At 59.1% G+C, this 17091-nt stretch carries 20 protein-coding genes and 1 tRNA gene; 7 read left to right on the top strand and 14 right to left on the bottom strand.

Translation table 11 applies throughout. From position 1 onward, the window contains the following. Positions 1–41 precede the first annotated feature (41 nt). From hemC to M5D89_RS03865, 4 genes are read left to right on the top strand one after another with little or no spacing between them, the layout of a single operon-like run. Positions 42–959 (top strand): hydroxymethylbilane synthase, encoded by a 918-nt coding sequence (gene hemC, locus M5D89_RS03880; RefSeq protein ID WP_248884550.1) that lies wholly within the window; start codon positions 42–44, stop codon positions 957–959. Continuing rightward, positions 956–1744 carry a uroporphyrinogen-III synthase gene (locus M5D89_RS03875; protein ID WP_248884549.1) on the top strand — a complete coding sequence of 263 codons (789 nt, stop codon included), beginning with the start codon at positions 956–958 and terminating at the stop codon, positions 1742–1744. Before hemC ends, M5D89_RS03875 begins: the two co-directional genes overlap by 4 nt. After that, complete coding sequence (hemB, locus tag M5D89_RS03870; RefSeq protein WP_248884547.1) at positions 1741–2727, top strand: porphobilinogen synthase; 987 nt, start codon at positions 1741–1743, stop codon at positions 2725–2727. The genes M5D89_RS03875 and hemB overlap by 4 nt, the downstream gene beginning before the upstream one ends. Beyond that, positions 2724–3404, top strand: a complete 681-nt coding sequence (locus M5D89_RS03865) for an energy transducer TonB (protein WP_248884546.1) — start codon at positions 2724–2726, stop codon at positions 3402–3404. The genes hemB and M5D89_RS03865 overlap by 4 nt, the downstream gene beginning before the upstream one ends. Here the strand turns inward: M5D89_RS03865 and M5D89_RS03860 are convergent. Next, positions 3401–4651 (bottom strand): EAL and HDOD domain-containing protein, encoded by a 1251-nt coding sequence (locus M5D89_RS03860; protein ID WP_248884545.1) that lies wholly within the window; start codon positions 4649–4651, stop codon positions 3401–3403. The genes M5D89_RS03865 and M5D89_RS03860 overlap by 4 nt on opposite strands. Beyond that, on the bottom strand, positions 4648–5187 hold the full coding sequence (locus M5D89_RS03855; RefSeq protein WP_248884543.1) for a protoglobin domain-containing protein: 540 nt from the start codon (positions 5185–5187) through the stop codon (positions 4648–4650). Before M5D89_RS03855 ends, M5D89_RS03860 begins: the two co-directional genes overlap by 4 nt. 390 nt (positions 5188–5577) lie before the next feature. Between M5D89_RS03855 and M5D89_RS14215 the strand changes: the two genes are divergently transcribed. Continuing rightward, entirely contained in the window at positions 5578–5709 is a 132-nt protein-coding gene (locus tag M5D89_RS14215; RefSeq protein ID WP_283102948.1) for a hypothetical protein, read from the top strand. Positions 5710–5819: 110 nt separating this feature from the next. Here the strand turns inward: M5D89_RS14215 and M5D89_RS03850 are convergent, their stop codons facing one another. From M5D89_RS03850 to M5D89_RS03800, 11 genes are all read right to left on the bottom strand, one after another. Further along, complete coding sequence (locus M5D89_RS03850; protein WP_248884542.1) at positions 5820–6128, bottom strand: hypothetical protein; 309 nt, start codon at positions 6126–6128, stop codon at positions 5820–5822. Then, entirely contained in the window at positions 6125–6436 is a 312-nt protein-coding gene (locus M5D89_RS03845) for a hypothetical protein (RefSeq protein ID WP_004872660.1), read from the bottom strand. The genes M5D89_RS03850 and M5D89_RS03845 overlap by 4 nt, the downstream gene beginning before the upstream one ends. 462 nt (positions 6437–6898) lie before the next feature. Continuing rightward, complete coding sequence (locus M5D89_RS03840; protein ID WP_248884541.1) at positions 6899–7297, bottom strand: putative PDDEXK endonuclease; 399 nt, start codon at positions 7295–7297, stop codon at positions 6899–6901. Beyond that, positions 7294–7500 carry a hypothetical protein gene (locus tag M5D89_RS03835; RefSeq protein WP_248884539.1) on the bottom strand — a complete coding sequence of 69 codons (207 nt, stop codon included), beginning with the start codon at positions 7498–7500 and terminating at the stop codon, positions 7294–7296. Before M5D89_RS03835 ends, M5D89_RS03840 begins: the two co-directional genes overlap by 4 nt. Positions 7501–8019: 519 nt before the next feature. Continuing rightward, on the bottom strand, positions 8020–9858 hold the full coding sequence (locus tag M5D89_RS03830) for an IS630 family transposase (protein WP_248884538.1): 1839 nt from the start codon (positions 9856–9858) through the stop codon (positions 8020–8022). Continuing rightward, positions 9851–10735 carry a toprim domain-containing protein gene (locus M5D89_RS03825; RefSeq protein WP_248884536.1) on the bottom strand — a complete coding sequence of 295 codons (885 nt, stop codon included), beginning with the start codon at positions 10733–10735 and terminating at the stop codon, positions 9851–9853. Before M5D89_RS03825 ends, M5D89_RS03830 begins: the two co-directional genes overlap by 8 nt. An 83-nt stretch (positions 10736–10818) precedes the next feature. Then, entirely contained in the window at positions 10819–11247 is a 429-nt protein-coding gene (locus M5D89_RS03820) for a hypothetical protein (protein WP_248884535.1), read from the bottom strand. Beyond that, the gene (locus tag M5D89_RS03815) at positions 11244–11471 is read right to left on the bottom strand and encodes a hypothetical protein (RefSeq protein ID WP_248884533.1); all 228 of its coding nucleotides are present in this window, start codon (positions 11469–11471) and stop codon (positions 11244–11246) included. The genes M5D89_RS03820 and M5D89_RS03815 overlap by 4 nt, the downstream gene beginning before the upstream one ends. Before the next feature lie 120 nt (positions 11472–11591). Further along, on the bottom strand, positions 11592–12413 hold the full coding sequence (locus M5D89_RS03810) for a hypothetical protein (RefSeq protein ID WP_248884531.1): 822 nt from the start codon (positions 12411–12413) through the stop codon (positions 11592–11594). Further along, a complete protein-coding gene (locus M5D89_RS03805) occupies positions 12410–13474 on the bottom strand; it encodes a tyrosine-type recombinase/integrase (protein ID WP_248884530.1) in 1065 nt (354 codons plus the stop codon). The genes M5D89_RS03810 and M5D89_RS03805 overlap by 4 nt, the downstream gene beginning before the upstream one ends. Positions 13475–13868: 394 nt before the next feature. Further along, positions 13869–13944 (bottom strand) — tRNA-Lys (locus tag M5D89_RS03800). Positions 13945–14067: 123 nt separating this feature from the next. On the opposite strand from M5D89_RS03800, the gene msrA reads away from it, so the two are divergent. Together msrA and msrB are read left to right on the top strand one after the other, a co-directional pair. Beyond that, positions 14068–14658: a peptide-methionine (S)-S-oxide reductase MsrA gene (gene msrA, locus M5D89_RS03795; RefSeq protein ID WP_248884528.1), complete on the top strand. Its 591-nt coding sequence runs from the start codon at positions 14068–14070 to the stop codon at positions 14656–14658. After that, positions 14655–15122, top strand: a complete 468-nt coding sequence (gene msrB / locus M5D89_RS03790; RefSeq protein WP_248884526.1) for a peptide-methionine (R)-S-oxide reductase MsrB — start codon at positions 14655–14657, stop codon at positions 15120–15122. The genes msrA and msrB overlap by 4 nt, the downstream gene beginning before the upstream one ends. Here the strand turns inward: msrB and M5D89_RS03785 are convergent. Then, positions 15043–17082, bottom strand: a complete 2040-nt coding sequence (locus tag M5D89_RS03785; RefSeq protein ID WP_248884525.1) for a diguanylate cyclase domain-containing protein — start codon at positions 17080–17082, stop codon at positions 15043–15045. The genes msrB and M5D89_RS03785 overlap by 80 nt on opposite strands. Positions 17083–17091 lie beyond the last annotated feature (9 nt).

The following is a 17091-nucleotide window of genomic DNA, read 5'->3' as shown; positions in this document are numbered from 1 at the left end:
CTAAGGTGGACGGCACTTGCAGTCAGCCGGGATATTCGACGATGAATCCAGTGCGCATAGGCACCCGCGCCAGCCCTCTCGCCCTGTGGCAGGCAGAACATGTGCGGGCGGCATTGCTCCTGCACAATCCCTTGCAAGCGATAGAACTGGTGCCCATGACAACTTCTGGTGATCGCGAGCTTGACGCACCATTGCATCAAATCGGTGGCAAGGGACTTTTTGTAAAGGAAATCGAGACTGCGCTGCTAACTGGAGAGGTCGATTTGGCCGTGCACTCCATGAAGGATGTCCCGGCAGTGCAGCCCGATGGTCTGGAATTGGCCGTCATCCTGGCCCGCGAAGATGTCCGGGATGCCTTTGTTGCCAAGAACTATGCGGATCCAGCGGAACTGCCATCAGGGGCGCGAGTGGGTAGTTCCAGTCTGCGACGACGCGCCCAGCTGCTACACCGTTTTCCCGCTCTGCAGGTTGAGGACCTACGCGGCAATGTGGCCACTCGCCTCGCCAAGCTGGATGCGGGTTTATATGACGCCATCATCCTGGCTGCGGCAGGGCTCAAACGCCTCGATCTGGAGGACCGTATTCGCGCCTATTTCGCCCCCGAGGACTCCTTACCCGCGGTAGGACAAGGTGCCATTGGCATTGAAATCCGGGCTACAGACGAGCAAACCCGCGCCCTGATCGCACCCCTGGCAGATCCAGAAACCACCCTCTGCGTGCAGGCCGAACGGGCGATGAACCGCAAACTGGGCGGGGACTGTCGCCTGCCGGTGGCGGCCCTCGCGCGTTGGCAATCAGATTGCCTCATTCTGGAAGGCCGAGTCGCCAGCCCAGATGGCAAGACCCTGCTGCGGGCAGAGGCGCGCGACAAGGACCCTGCTGCCTTGGGAACACGGGTTGCCGAGGATTTGCTCCAACAGGGCGCGGGCAAGATCATAGAAGGATTGCAAAACAAATGAGCGCGTCACTAGAAAACAAGGGCATCGTTGTTACCCGGCCCAGGGAACAATCGGCGGAACTGATTGCCGCACTGCAATCCTTGGGGGCGCGCGCCATCGCCTTCCCGGCCTTGCAGATCGATGCGCCCGAAACCTGGCACTCGCTGGACCATGCACTGGATCAAGTCAACACCTTCGATTGGGCGGTATTCACCAGCCGCAATGCCGTCCACTTTGCGCTGAGTCGCTGGCAGAGTCGAGCCAAGCAAGACTGGCCAAAGACCCTGCGGGTTGCCGCCGTGGGGCGAGAGAGCGCCAAGGCCCTGGCAGAATTTGGGATTGATGTCTGCCTGGCGCCGAAGCGAGCGGGATCTGAAGGACTATTAGAAAGTGCTGAATGGCAAGCGGTAGAAGGTCAACATTTTGCCCTCTTTGCCGGCGACCAGGGTCGGGAGTTGATCGAACAAACCCTGAGCCAGCGCGGCGCCAAAGTCGAGAAGGTGTTTTGCTATCGGCGCATTGTGCCGGGGGCCAATCCGACGCCCTTACTGCATGCCTGGGCGCGGGGAGAGCTGGACGCGGTTACCGTCACCAGCCCGGAGATCTTCCACAACTTTTATCAGATGGTCGGTGGCCTGGGGCAGCGCTGGCTGAAGAAGACGCCCATCATCGCCATCAGCCCCCTCACCGCCGAGGCGGTCACCAGCAAGGGATTACCCGTCCCCTGGATCGCTCCAGAGGCAAGCAATGCTGGCTTGATTGCGGCATTGCAGGACTGGGTGCAGAGCCAGGAGGAGAGTGCATGAATTTTGTTCCGTCACGCCATCAACCGCGACGCTTGCGGCGTCAGCCGGCGATGCGCGCCCTGTTGCGGGAGACACAGGTACAGCCGAGTGATTTTCTTCTACCGATATTCCTGGTGGAAGGCGAGCAGATCCGTGCCGAGATTTCCAGCATGCCCGGCGTGTATCGCCACAGCATCGACTCCGCCCTGCGGCTCTGTGCGGACGCCGCCGAGCGGGGTATCCCCGGCGTCCTGCTCTTTGGCGTCGTGAGTGCTGAGGTCAAGGACGCCGTCGGTAGTGCATCCTGGCAGACCGAGGGCCTGGTACAACGTGCCAGCCGGGCCATCAAGGAGCAGTTCCCAGACCTGCTGATCATCGCCGATGCCTGCTTTTGCGAGTATACCGACCACGGTCATTGCGGTGTGCTCAGCAGCAGCGGTGATCGTGACAATAACCGGACGTTGGAAAACCTGCAGCAACAGGCACTCTCGTATGCCGAGGCTGGCGTTGACGTCATCGCCCCTTCGGGGATGGTGGATGGCATGGTGATGGCCCTTCGAGAGGCCTTAGATGCAGCGCGCCATGAGGAGGTTGCTGTCCTCTCTTATGCCATCAAATATGCCAGCGCCTTTTATGGACCATTCCGCGATGCCGCAGACAGCGCACCCAGTTTTGGCGACCGGCGTGCGTACCAGATGGACCCCGCCAATCGCCGGGAAGCCTTTCGCGAACTCGCCCTGGATCTGGAAGAAGGCGCCGACATGGTGATGGTCAAACCAGCCATGGCCTACCTGGACATCATCCGCGACGTGCGCGAGCGCTGCAACTTTCCGGTTTTTGCCTACCAAGTCTCGGGGGAATACAGCATGTTGCGCGCGGCAGCCCAGACCGGCTATCTCGATCTGCAGCGCTCCGTACTAGAGTCGTTAGTCGCCATCAAACGCGCCGGTGCCGATGGAATCATCACCTATTCTGCCCTGGAGGCCTGTGACTGGCTAGGATGAATCCAGCTGAGAATCAGCGCCGGCCCCAAGCGCCCGAGATCCTGGCGCTGCTTTTATTGTGGTTACGCATTGGGCTGATTCGCAGTATTCTGCAAGTGCAGCGAGTCCTGCTGCCCCGTGCCGAGGATCTCGATCAACTGTTTCCCTGGTTACTAGCTGCCACCGGCATCGTTGGATCCAGTCTCCTCGTCTTCCTGCTGTTCTCGCCTGCGGTATTCTCCACACACCATCGTCTGCGGGCGCACGATTCGCGCATTGAGATCACTCTGGCGCCGCTGCCCCGGCATGCCCAGTTCCATCCCAGTGCGGATATTCCCAGTCTGGCGCGCGGTCCTGGGACAGCGAACAGCGCGGAGAGACCGCAGAGCGTTCCAAAATCGGACAAGGAGCGAGAACTGGCAGCCTATCTCCTGCTCTGGCAACAACACATCCTTGCCTTGGGCAAAGCGCAGCTGACGCAGGCCAAGCTACCTACGGGTAAGATCGTGGTTGCCGTCACCATTGCCGCATCAGGCCAGCTGGTGCGGCTGCAGATTTTACAGGGCGAACAGAACCATGCCCTGGCAATGGCGGTCCGCGAAATTGTCTACACCGCCGCGCCCTTTCCAGCATTACCGTCGGCGTGGCAAAGCCCGCCCCAGAATCTGCGTATCATCCGTACTTGGAACTTCCATTAGTGCGGCAAAGCCGCGGCCCAGGCCATAGCTTCCAGAGACAGACGATTCACACTGGCAGCCGGCAGGCCGACGTGAGCTGCCCACTGCTGCACCGCAGCCAAGTCGCCTTGCTCTATGCTCTCCAGGAGCTGCAGCAACAGGCCGTCTTCTCCCTCCCGTTCCAACAATGCGCTGGTGACTGCAGGGTGTAGCTGTAATTCCCCCAGCAGTTCCGGTAGCGGTCGATCAAACAATGCATCAATCAGCGACAGCATTCCCACTAGGAAGGATCGATGCAGCGCTTCCGGTGTCTGTTCCAAATGCTGACTCTGCAGGCGCAACAACTCCGCAAGACGCGCACGACTGCTCGCCACCGCCAATAAGGAATGCTTGCGCGGCCCCTGGCTGGTAAACATCAACAGGGTCAACCAGCGCTGCAGAGGGACCCGCCCCAAGACCAGCAATGCACGTCGAATGCTGTCAATCTCCTGACCGCGGCGCATCCCAGCAGAATTGAGAAACCGCAACAACTGCACGGACAAGGTCGGATCACGACGAAACCCTTCCTCTATTTCATCTACCGGACCATCACCTGATAACAAATTCAGCAACTGAAAGATATTTCTTTGATCATTACCGACATGACGATTGGTAATGACCTGCGGACGCATGAAATAATAACCCTGACTCCAATCAAAGCCGGAGGAAAAACAAAAATCCGCCTGCTCCCGCGTCTCCACCTTCGTGGCAATCAATAACGGTGATCGCGTAGAATATTTTTGCGAACGAACCAGCTTCAACAAACCATCGATTGTCTCTCTATCGTGAGACTCGACATCTATTTTTACATAGGTCACCCAACGCAATAGCGCTACTTCCCAAACCTGCCCGGAAAATCGATCAATAGCAATGTGAAATCCAGATTTTTTCAGATGTTGTAATTTATCAAGAAAATCTCGGCTTGGATTTTCAGTAATAGTGAATTCAGGAACCACGCGCTCACTAGGAAACATTTCCAAAGTTTTTTCATCGAATAAACTATTGGTGAAGTTGATAAAGGCTTTCTTCCCATCGAGGAGTTGCTCCAATTGGAAGACAGAAAACACCTTGACCAAAACCTGTGCCGAGGCCAGAAATGGATCTTCTGTCGCGCTGTACTCCTCGCGTGCCAGGAGCTCATAGGCCTGGATGTTCCCGCGGCCATCCAGAATCGCCTGCCGGGCGACAAAATCGAGATTTGCGGCCGCTTGGCCAGATTCATCGTTCATACGGTCATCAATCGTTCAAGAAGAGACTTCGAAATTCCGGTAACCTCGAACAATCGCGAGGTGTACGCGCGGTCGGTCAGGTATTGACATAAATCCAGGAGGCGCAACGTGGCAGCAGTCAACGCGCCATCGGGAAATTGCCGTGCGGCGCCACTGCCACCAAAGGAGTGCGGCAGTGCTGCACGTAGAAAGCTCATCACAAAGGCGTTGTAGAGAGGAGGAATTTTATGCTGAACATTTTTTTCTCCCAGCATTTCCTGCCGCTGCAAGAATGTTTCATCATGCGGACCGGAAAACAGTGTTTCCAGCCATTGGAGGAGATGCGTCGAGTGATTACCATAGGCTTGGGTGAGCTTGGCAGAGACTTCTGGCCGTTGCAGGAGATTTTTTTGTAACGTGTCGACCACCGCAGGAAGAATGGGCACGATTCCCGGTGCAGCCTGGCGCAGCAAAGCCAGATCATTTGCGGTAATTCCGGCAATCGCGATAAATGCCTGTAATTGGGGATCCTGTTGTGCACAATCTAACAAATCCATTTAACCTCCTTACCCATCACCAGCGCCCGGTTCAGTATACACAGAGCGGATTGCGGCTCCCAACCTTCAGACCGCCGGGAATCTGATTTCTACGTTTACAAATCCAGGAAAAACGCAGCGACCAAGTACCGGAGCAAATTAGCGCAGATCTGGCCCTTTGCAAGGGGGACAGCAGGCGGAATGGAGAAGATGCGGCGCGAGCTTAGGCCAGCACCGATAATGGTGGGAGCGGAGGGATTCGAACCCTCGACCCACGGCTTAAAAGGGCAGGGCGGCGGCATAACAGGCAAATAACGGGCACAGATAGCAGTTTATAAAACAATGCCTTGCGCTCTTGGCCTGCTCCCCGATATTTCCCGATTCTTGCCATTTTTCGCCCCTGAGTGTCCCATGAGTGCCCCACGGGACAGCGGCGAGCATGTCGGGATGCCGAAGCGTCCACAATGGCCGTGGAACATGCGCCAGTGCTGGCTTTGGCTGTCCACGATGAAGCCCCTGCAAAGCCCCTTTGAAGCCCTCTGAGCGATTCTGTGGGGCAGGTGGTAGGGTAGCCTATCCCGCGCCCCTTGCGTCGCCCCTGGGCCAAAAGAAAGCCCCCATGACGGGGGCTCGTGCGGGTCGGTGGGCAGACGCTAGGCGGCAGGCTTTACCGCCTCTGGGTTCTGGAGCTTGGCGCGTATGTCCTCGATGCCGCGCGCAAGGTCCGACACCATAGCCAGATGCTCACCAGCGGTGAACAGGTTTGACTCCTGCCAGGCGTCGCGGCTTTCGTTGGTGTAGAACATGATTTGCCCGAAGACTCCAACAAAATCCCAGAGGGCATCCACCAGCGCGCGCAGGTTCGTGTCCATATTCTCCATCTCGGCTTTGGTGTAGCGTTCCGGGTGCTCGGCCATGTCCTTGGCCTTGTAGATGTCCTCGTACAGATGCGAAAACTTCATGCTGCACCTCCTTGAACGGCGCGGGAGTGCAAGAGTTGGCTCTTGGTTTCCTCGATGCCGATAGCGATGTCGGCGACGGCGGCAAGGCCCTCTCCGATGTGGTGGATGTTGCCATCCGTCCAGGCGTGCCGATTGTCGCTGGCGTAGGCCATGATTTCGCCCAGGGCGCTGACGAAGGACCACAAGCCCAGTTGGGTGCTATCGAGTTGGTCCATTGCGCTGAGGATGTCGTCGCGCGTGTGCTGCTCTCGGTTCTCGGCCATCTGCCGAAACTTGTAGATGTCGCTGCTAAGTGTGGTGTACGCCATGATATAGCCCTCTAGCTTAGTACCTGCCAACGGCGGCAGGCGGCCAGGGGCTGAAAAGTGCTACAGGGACACCGGGTTTATTTCCCGAAGGTATTGTATTCGCCCACCCCCGGCCATCGAGGACACGCCAGCGCAGGACGCTGGGCATAAAAAATCCCGCAAGTCTGACGGGGCGGATTACCGCCTGTAGGTGTTTTCAGCACCATACTCGCGAGATTAGGCCGGGTTCGGGGTGGCGTCAAGGCTGGCGAGTTTTCGGAAAGGTACGCGCGCGTATGGACTCGGAAAATTCAGGACAGGGCAATTTGGGCAGTTGTACGCGCGCGAGGATTTCGCGATATGTACGCGCGTGCAATTTTCCGAATGGTACGCGCGCGAGGTTTTTTATAGACGGGAAGATGCCCGGTGCTACGGTGGCCCCACCCCGCCCCCTTGCGTACGCTGTAGGGCAAATATGGGGCCTTAGCGGGCATCTTTGCGATGCGGTAGCGATTCCCGAATAACGGTGCAGGCGTCTAACAAGTCCATCTCGCACAGGCTACCGGGCACGGTGAAGGTATCGGGTGCGACGTGGTGCAAGTCCAGAACGGCACGCCACGGCTTGCGGCTTTGGCGGTAAAACAGAATCGGCTTGCGGCCCGTCTGCTCGGCCTGCCGCTGGGCCTGATTCCACCAAGCGCCAAGGCTCAGCGTCTCGCGGCGTTTGCACTCGATAGCCCAGCCCTCGACGCTCAGACTATCGCAGCCGCCTTCCCATCTGGCGGCATGATTCCGAACCACGACAAAGCCTAGCTGCTCACTCAGCAGCCGGAATAACTCGCGCTCGGCGGCGGCCCCCTTGTTTCGCTGGGATGCGCTCATACCGACACCCGCCCTATCTCGGCCCCGTCCTCGGTTTCCGCCACCAGTTCGCCAGTCTCGCAATCGAACCATATCAGCAGGGTTTCGCCCCCGCAGGTGGTAAGGGCTGCTTGCTCCAAGTGCGGCAATGCCCGGAAGAACGGCACAGCCTGGCGAAGTGCGGCCCTCGGATTCCATACCGCCAAAGGTGAATTAGTCTGCATAAATCCCCCCATCGCCCGGCATCGCATCATCTGCATCACCCCTAAAGGGTGGTGATGCAAGTGATGCAGAGTTTGCCCCCGCGTCGTTTGCGTCATTTGATGCGGATGATGCAAGTGATGCGAAAACCCCATCTATGGTGACAAGGCCCTTGTCCTCGAGGCCGCGCGCTAGTCGGGAGAAGTTCCGCGTATCAACTCCGGCTTCCTCCTTCACGGCTGCCCGCCATGTGGACAATTCCACTCTGGCGGCCTTGGTATCCCTGCCGCTTTCGGCTAGGTTGCGCTCGTGTTCGGCCTGCAATCGCTTGAGAATCGCCAGCGCGAGGCGTTGCTTGTCACCGAGGCCCTTTATCTCTGGCTTGGTGTTCGGTATCTCGCAAGGGTGCAGCACAGCGGATTCTGTAGGCTTGCCGTCTGCATCGTTCCATGCTGGCGGAAGCTCGACGGTGCGGAACTGGAAGCCTAGCGGGCGCGCTGGCTCGGCTCCGCGCTGCTTGGGGTTTGCTATTAACCAGGCCCTTAAATATCCAACATAGCGTAACGAGCGGCAGGGTGATGGAAATAGCGAGAGACCTTCTCCGGCAGGAGACAGAGACCATTCATGAAGGCCATGGCCTTTGCCAAGAGGGTGGTTTTGTCTGTGCTCATAGGCCCGTTGCGTAGGGCCGTTTTGAAATCCCGGTTGAGGTATTCATCCGGGTTGGACTCTGGCGCATAAGGCGGCAGAAACACGAGCTCAATGCGGTCCTTCTTATCGGCCAGCCAGGCCGTTACCACCTTGGCGTGATGCACCCGTAAGTTGTCGACGATCAGGAAGATCTTCTGTTCGGCATGGCGGATCAGCTTTTCCAGGAAGGCGATGAAACGCTCGGTGTTGATGCTGCCCTCCACCATCTCAAAGGCAAGTTCTCCGCGCGGTGAGATCGCCGATATCATGGACAGACTGGTCCATCGTGCTGGATGTTCGAGGAGCGGCGTCTGGCCTTGGGGCGCATATCCACGCACCCAATGGGCGTCCTCTTTGACGGCCGTTTCGTCGCCCCAGTACAGCACTGCACCCTCGCGCAGGGCGCGCGCTCGGACTTGGGGATAATCCACTTCCAGCCATTGGCGCACTGCTTCTGGGTTCTGCTCCATCGCTCGCTTGACCGGACGCTGGGGCGTAAAACCCCAGCGCTTGAGGTACTTGCCTACCAGGCGCACCTGCAGATCTATCCCAAAGCGATCCCGGATCAATTGCCGGATGGCCGGCCGGGTCCAGAGGGCAAAAGGCATTTGCAACTGCCGCGGATCCCGTTGCACGATCTGATCCCGAACCCAGGCTTCCGCAGCCAACGTCAATCTGCGACAGGCCCCTACAGGACGCCCTCGCGGCCGTTCATCAAGGCTTTTGCCCCCCTCTCGTTTGGCTTGCGCCAACCACCCGCGAATGGTCGAGGGATGGGCGCCAGAGACCTTGGCCAGGTCTTCCACCCGCATACCAGACTGCTGGCGTAGCCGCAGCACCATCTGCCGAAGCAGATTCCGCCCCTCTACCGTCAACTTGCGCACATCTATCCGTTCCATACTCGCTATTCTACCATAGATAAGTCGGATATTTATGGGCCTGGTTAATAATACCACGATGCCGCCCTCTCGAGCGTCCAGCGTCATCATGGTGTCAATCGCGCCCTTCAATGCTGAGTGCCCGCGCGGCTCTCCCGGTGTGGCCTTGCTGGGGTGGTGAATGACAAGGCAGGTGCAGCGGTAACGGCTCCGCAGGGTATCCAGCGCAGAGACAAAGGCGTTCATATCCGTAGCCCCGTTTTCATCGCCTGCAAGCCCGCGCTGCAAGGTATCCACAACCAGCAGGCCCGGCGGCTCCGGCATGGCGTCAATCTCAGCCTGCATGATTGCCAGCGCGTCCGGCTCGTTCAGCGCCACGGCCCCGCTGCTCAGATGCAACGGTGCCTTGCTCAGGTCGTCGTAAACGATGCCCCACGCGCAGGCCCGGCGAACCATCGCGGCCCGGCCTTCACCCGCCAGAAACAAAACGGGTGCCTGCTTGGTGGGTATCCCGTGCCACGGCTTACCAAGCGCCACGCAACAGGCAATGTCGAGAGCGGCAAACGATTTGCCGCGCCCCGGCTCTGCTATCAGCGCAGCCACGGTGTCACGCTCGAGCCAACCCCTAACCAGCCAGTCCACGGGCTGGGGACGCGCCAGCAGTTCACCAATGGGGGTAAACAGCGGCGGGCGGGCAGGTTGCGGCTCTGGCAGGCTGTCAGCACCAGCTACAGGCCCGGCGTCGTCGCTGCCGGGTTCATAGTCGCCCGCGTAGGCTTCCATAGGCGGGAAGGGCGGCATATTGTCAAACATGCTTCACCCCCTGTCGCTTGGCGTTGCGAATGTCTAGCCAATCGGTGCAGCCGGGCGGGACAGCGGCAGGCGGCGGCAGGACGCGGGCGCGGGCTTTCTCTGCCGCCTCTTTTCCCTTTTGGCGGCCCACTTCGTCGAAGTCCGGGCATACCACGATGTCCAGCGCGGGCCAGCGTTTACGGGCTTCTGCGCCTACGCTGGCAAGGTTTCCCGCGTCGAGGCCAGCAATGCAGCACACTTCCGGCCTCATGGCTTGCAGAGCGCAGGCGGTGCCCCAGCCCTCGGCTATCCAGAGCGGGCGGGTGCCGTCCGGCCTCGTAGCGGCGGGGATATATGCGCCAGCTTTTGCCATGCCGCCAATGAATCGCTTTGTACCGTCCGGGCGGATGTACTGCACCCCGCGCAGGTATCCCGAAAAATCGAGAACAGGCAGGACCAGGGCGTCCCCACGCTGACGGGCGATGCCGGGCGCTAGGCCCTTGCGTTGCAGGTACTCATGCGCGAGGTTCGCAGGCTTGGCGTGCTCCCATGCCCATTTTCCCCGCTTGGCTGCTTCCCGGTGCCGTGCCCGTTCCTCGGCCTCACGTTCGGCCTGTTCGCGCTCGATGCGGCGGCGCAGGGTTTCCCGTTCGGCTGGGGTGAGGCGTTCCGGGCGCTTGCTGCACCAGTTCACGCGGCAACCTGTGCGCCAGTCACCAGCAACACCAGCAGGCGGCTCGTCGGGGTGCAAACGATACCAGCCCGTCCGCTGTCCCGCCTTGTCAGTGGCGAGGCGCACCCGGTGCAAGCGGCCGTCTGGGGTTATCCGCTCGCCCTTGGCAAGCTCGATGCCGCCAGCACTCAGGGCGGCCATGAATTGCTCGATGATGTCAGTCATAGCGCACCCCCAGCGAGCGGCGCAGCTTGCGGAAGTTCCACCAAAGGCGGGCGAGGTTTCGGCGTATCTCCTTGTATGTGCTATTATTCTCCACGGCTGCCCCTCCCTTTCTTGGCGGTAGTCTTGCGTATCGCACCTTGGGCCGCTGCCGGGCGGCCCTTGTCATGTAAAGCCCTTGCGACTGCCTGCCTGTCAGCGTGCGTCAGTGCATATACTCCGCGCTCGACTTTTTGGCCGTCCCTGTCGATACAACCGACTCGAAAACAGGGAAGCTCTAACCCGCGCTCTCTTAGCTTGTTGACGACTTCTGGCCCATTGCTTGCCCCTGATACCGCGTCCAATTCTTCCCGCGTCAGGTGTCGATGCAGGACGGTTTGTAAGAAGCGGAACTCGCGCGGATTCCTTGGCCCGTCGAACTTTCCGGGCTGGCGCTGCTTACGGCGCGGGAATTGCGACAGATTGGTAATATCGGCCAGCATGTCCGGCTGGGGCGGTTGCTTGCGGCGGTTCATGCGGCCCCCCTTACGGATTTCAGTCCGCCAGACTGAACAAAGGCCAAGAATCGCGGCTCGTCAATCAATATGCGACGGCCCATCTGGGCGATGGCCCCGGCCTGCTCCAGTTCGGCGCGCTTCCAAAAAATTGCAGAACGTATGCCGCCAATGCTAAAGGCGGGGTGCTTCTCAACAAATTGCTTGACGGTGAGATATTCGGGAATGTCTGTTACGTTTTGCATGGTGCTGTCTCCACAGATTGCCGCGTTATTGCGGCGATGTGGAAAGCGTAAAAACCAGCAACTATTAAACGGAAAAGCCCCAATTAAGGGGCTAAACAATTTAGGGGGTAAAAATGGCTATTATTGTTTAGGGTTTCTAAATAGGCGCACCAGATAGTCTCCGGTGTCTCTCTCCTTGGCACGCTCCGGCTTGGGTGCTGGCGCTGTTCGCTGTGCCTGTTTGACTACGCTATTCACTGCCTGGGGGGTTACTTTGTGCCCTATGCAAAGCGTCGCCAGTCTTGCGGCGAGAGAGTACCCGCCCCCTTCCCAGAATCCCGGCTCTTGGGGAAACAGCGCCACCAGAGCCTTGATAACTGCCGCTTGCCGTGTCGCCTTCCCGCGCTTCCCCTGTAGGCTGGCGCTGAGAGCGTCTATCTCGTGGTGCGCGTAAAGGTGGCCGCCTTCCCACTTGTGAGCATACACGCGCCCAAACTTCGCGCGCTCTGCCCATGGTGCGAGAGATTCCACCATATGGCTCAATGGCACGTTATCGGCCTGCTTCAAGAGTTCGGCGGCTTCTCTGAGCAATGCGGCGGCTCTGTCGCAATCCTTGGCCCTGCTTTCGGCAATCTCTAAGGCGTCATCGCTCTCCCGCATTAGGTAGGCAAGGGCGCTCAGGAATACATGCGCGGGCTTGGTGGTGAGCGGTAGCGCAGCGTCCACGGCAGGGACACCCACGGCCTTGATTGGCGGCATCGTCTCCGTGATATTGTCGGGGACTGGTTCCGGGCGTCCTGCCGCTTCCCATGCGGCAAGGTGCCACTGAGCAAGGCCGCCCTCGATGCGGGCACGGGCAAATTGCCTATCTGAGATTTCCCCCGCAGCATGGGCACGCTCGAAAGCCTCGGAAAACTGGCGGCGCTCGGCCTCTGTCATCTTTACCAAGTCGCCCGCGCTCATGCCTGCACCATCTGAGCGGCGACTTTTTCCGCCAGTGAAGCGGTATGCTGAGGCGACAAGTGCGCGTAACGCTGCACCATCGCAAGCGTCTTATGCCCCAGCAGCGCGGCGAGTTCGGGAAGGGTTGCCCCACTCATGGCGGCATAGCTGGCGAAAGTGTGCCGCAAGTCATGCCAGTGGAAGTCCTCGATGCCCGCACGCTTTAGGGCCTGCTCCCACGGCTGCCGCAAGTCCACGGGCTGGCGCGGGTTCACGCGGGAAGGAAAGAGCAAGTCGCTGTCTATCCTTCTAACCTTCGAGCGTTCCTTGAGCAACGCCAAGACAGGCGCGGTAAGGTGGAGAGCGCGGCGGCTGCCGTTTTTGGTTTCCTCAAGCTGTAGGGTGGCACGCTGCAAGTCTATCTGCTTCCACGTCGCGCCCATTGATTCGCCCTGACGTGCGCCAGTGGTGAGCGCCAGCAGGACGGCTAGGTATAAATCGGGGTTGCTCGACTCCTTGCACGCGGTAAGCAATCGCTCGCGCTCGTCGTCGGAAAGAAAACGCACGCGGCCCCTTGGCTCGCTTTTCTTGCCCACCTTCACCATTGGCGAGGCGTCCAGCCATTCCCAATTTTTGACAGCCTCAGTCAGGACGCTGGCGAGGGCTTGCCGGTAATGGTTCAGAGTTGACGCGCTCCGCAGCTTCCCGGTGCGCTGGCTGGGTTCATCGGCAAGACGTGCTAGGCGTTCCTTGATGATGGCCGGGGTAACGTCCGCAAGGGGCAGGGTGCCCAACTCTGCCCGCCAGTAGTCGAGGTGCTGCTTTCGGGCTTCCTTGGCCCGCATGGTGCCCAGCTTCTCGCGCTCGTATCGCTCGATAGCTTCCGCCAGAGTGTGTTTCTTGGCTTCGGACGTTTTGAAGTACCTACCGTCCCGGATGCCTGATTCTGTGGCTTGTGCCCATTGCCGGGCCTTGGCAAGGCTGGCAAAGGTGGCGCTCTGTACAGGATGCCCGCGCAGGCGAATCTTGACGCGGTACGATACTGAACCATCGGATGCTATGCGCTTCTCTATGGCGGCCATGTCAGCAGCCCACCATGAGCGGTATAATTTGCGTATCCATTGCAGACTCCTTTGCCGTCTGTTGTGGTAGGGCCGGGAGGGTGTTCGCGCACCCCTCGGCCCGTCTGTTTTTAGTATAGCGACACGGCAAAAAATGGCAACAATGGCTTTATAAGGTAAAGCGCCAGCAACGCAACGCAATGAATTATAGGCAATCTGTCTGCCTGTTCGCTGCTCATGGGGCACTGGTGGGGCAGTGAGGGCAGTTATCCACAGGCTGGGCAGGCGTCGAGGGTGCCACCAGAGGGAGGAAAAGGGCGCGCGATTTTGCCCCACGCTTGCGGCTGAGTGTCCCGCCAGTGTCCCACAGGCAAAAGAAAAGGCCCTGGCAGTTACGCTAGAGCCTTGTTTCATATGGTGGGAGCGATGGGATTCGAACCCATGACCCACGGCTTAAAAGGCCGCTGCTCTACCGACTGAGCTACACCCCCAAGGCGCTGAATTATGCGTTGTCTGCGCCCAAAGGGTCAACCTGCAAGGGGGTTGGGCTTGCGCCGGTATGGGCCAGGGGACTATCTTTGTCCTGGAGAATCCACAATTCTGGAGTCTACACCATGCTGAAAACCGCTCTTCCACTACCGGCCTGGCAGGATCCGGACGCCGATACACCGGGGCGAATCGTCCTGGCGGGCGGCTGCTTCTGGTGTGTGGAAGGGCTGTATCGCGAGCTCGATGGGGTAGAGTCGGTCGTGTCAGGTTACACGGGAGGGCGCGCAGAAGAGGCGGACTACCGCACCGTATGTAGTGGCAGTACGAATCATGTCGAAGCCGTCGATCTCCACTACAACGCTGCCCAGCTAAATTTTGGTCAGATTCTCCAGATATTTTTCGGCGTTGCCCATGATCCCACCCAACGGGATCGCCAGGGTAACGATGTAGGTCGACAGTACCGCTCAGCCATATTCTTCCTCAACGACGCGCAGGCGGATATGATCCGCGCCTATATTGCGCAAATCGAGGCGGCTGGCTACTTCTCGCAACCCATCGTGACGGAAATCCTGCCTCTCGAGACCTTCTATCCGGCTGAAGCCTACCACCAGGATTACGCTCGACGTAACCCAGATCAACCCTATATCTGCGCTGTGGCGCAACCGAAGATGCACGCCCTGGCGGCGCTGTTCCCACAATATCGGAGGAAAGCATGAACACGTCATCCGCTGGATATGATCTCACCCCCATTACCGCCGAGGAGCGCGCTCGACGCGGACAGCACCTGCCGCCAGAGGTCCGCCACGTGTTGTTTGAGCATGGCACTGAGGCGCCCTTTTGTGGTGGATTGCTGGAAGAAAAACGTCAGGGCCTATTTGCTTGTGCCCTATGTCATCTGCCGCTCTTTCGCTCGGAGAAAAAATTTGACTCCGGCACCGGTTGGCCAAGCTTCACTACGCCGTTTGCGCCTGACCACATCCGCGAGCTTCGCGACACGAGCCACGGCATGACTCGTACCGAAATTCGTTGTGCCCGCTGCGATAGCCATCTGGGCCATGTGTTTCCCGATGGACCAGCACCGACGGGCCTACGTTATTGTCTCAATTCTGCGGCCCTGGAATTTCAGGAAGAGACACCTCTTCAATCCCATCATACAGACGAAAAAATCTCTCGCGCCTAGATTTGTCATTCTTGGCCTGGTAGAGCGCCTGGTCGGCGTGGCGCAGCAGGATTTCAGCAGGCGCCTCATCCAGAGGATAGAGGGTAATACCGAGGCTCGCGCCGATTTGCACGGACTGACCCGTTACGAGAGTGATGGGCGAGCGAATCGCATCACGCACTCGGTGCAGGACTCGTTCCAAGTCATCCATGGAATGCAACTCACTGAGCAATAGGGCAAATTCATCGCCACCAAAACGGGCTACCAAGTCCCCTTCGCGGGTTGCGGCGCGCAGGCGCTGCGCAATCGTCTGCAAAACCCAATCGCCCGCGGCATGACCGTAACGGTCATTCACCGGCTTGAAATCATCCAGATCCATCATACCGACCGCGATCAGGCACTCTCGATCCGACTCCATCGCTTGCGGCAGTCTCGTCAAATAGGCTGCGCGATTGGGGAGCTCGGTAAGCAGATCATGCTCGGCCCGCCAGCTTTGCTCCTCTCGTTCTGCTTCAATTTGATTTTTCAGTGTCAACTCGTCCAGACCAAAGCCGAGCATTTTCGCCATACGGGCCAACGCTGAGAGCAACGTATGTTCAAAATAATCCAGCCTGGCACTCGCCACCACGAGCAGCCCCCAGAGTGCGGAGCGATGAAAAATGGGCATAATGGCTATGCTTTCCCAGCCAAACTCCGCAAAGAGTGGCTCGAGATGTTGGTACGTTGGATCATCACGATACCGATTGTGGTATTGCGAGCGTCGCTTGTTCCAAGCCGTCGCAAGCAAGCTGGGCGGGTTTCGTTGATCCACAGGAATCCGCGCCTGACTCAATCGATCACTGTTGACCCCGGCAGCACTGATGGGGACAAAATGTCCGCTGGCATCGGGCTGCACCACGAAGGCCGTGCGGAACAGACCGTTTTCTACCAATCGGTGACAGGTACGGCGCAATATAGCCTGGGGGGAGCGGGAACGCATCAGGATGTCGCCCTCACTCAAAAAAATCTGATAGAGCCGATTGCTCCGTTCCAGACGCTCGCGCTGGTCCTGCTTTTCCAGGGCGATACCAAGCATCCGCGCCAGTTGCATCAGACGACGACGGCGATAGGGCGAGGAAAAGTAGCGCGGAATGCAACTATAGGTGCCAAACAGGGCCTGCTGCGCTCCTGCGATCTGGATGGGGCAAGCCATTGAGCTCCGCCAACCACCCGTGCTCTGCAAGGTTTCTTGCCAAGGCCGGAATAGCGGGTCGCTCTGCAGATCCGCAATTGCTACCGGTTGGCCGCTACGCCAGGCTCGCCCCATGGGCCCCTGCGCCATCGGACCGGCGTCGATGCGAATATCCACCTGCTCCAGATAGCTCGCCATTCGCTCCCCTGCTATCGCGATCGGCTGCAACTTGCCGTCCATCGGCTTTCCGATCCAGGCGCCATCGATCCCAGGAATCAGCACGATTTTTTTGAGCATGCGCTGCAAGAGCTGCTGCTCATCTGGCTCACTGAGCAGCAAAAGATCGATTCTTTCGATAATTTGCTCTTCTTCTGCCTCCAGCCGGCGCATGGTACGCAGTTGCAACACCAAGTCGTTGGCGAGCCGCCGAATGATCCGCTGCTCCCATTCCGGCATCACCTGTATCAGCGGCATCAGGGTGCGCCGTAGATGCGCAGAGAAAAGACCACTGGCCAATACCAACCAATCCGCAGGGAGGTCCAGACGCTGATGCACCTTGCCCAAGTCACAGCTGTGACTGTCGCGTACGTGTGGATCCTCTTCGGTCAGGAGGCGGGCGAAGTGCAGGTGCTGCGCCTGCTGCAGGTGATGCAACGCGGCCGCATCCAAACCTGCCACATAATCCGCGATTTCTGGCTCCTGACAGAGTTCGACAAAGGCATCTCTGGCAGCGTCTTCTACGGCGGCCAGAACGGTCTGCCGCTGCTGTTCCAATTCTGCTGGGAATACCGTCTTACGCTGGGTTGTCATCGCGCCCGC

The organism is Acidithiobacillus acidisediminis, assembly GCF_023277115.1.
Lineage (GTDB): Bacteria > Pseudomonadota > Gammaproteobacteria > Acidithiobacillales > Acidithiobacillaceae > Igneacidithiobacillus > Igneacidithiobacillus acidisediminis.
Note: the sequence above shows the minus strand (reverse complement) of the source record. Positions and strands in the feature narration are given on the sequence as shown.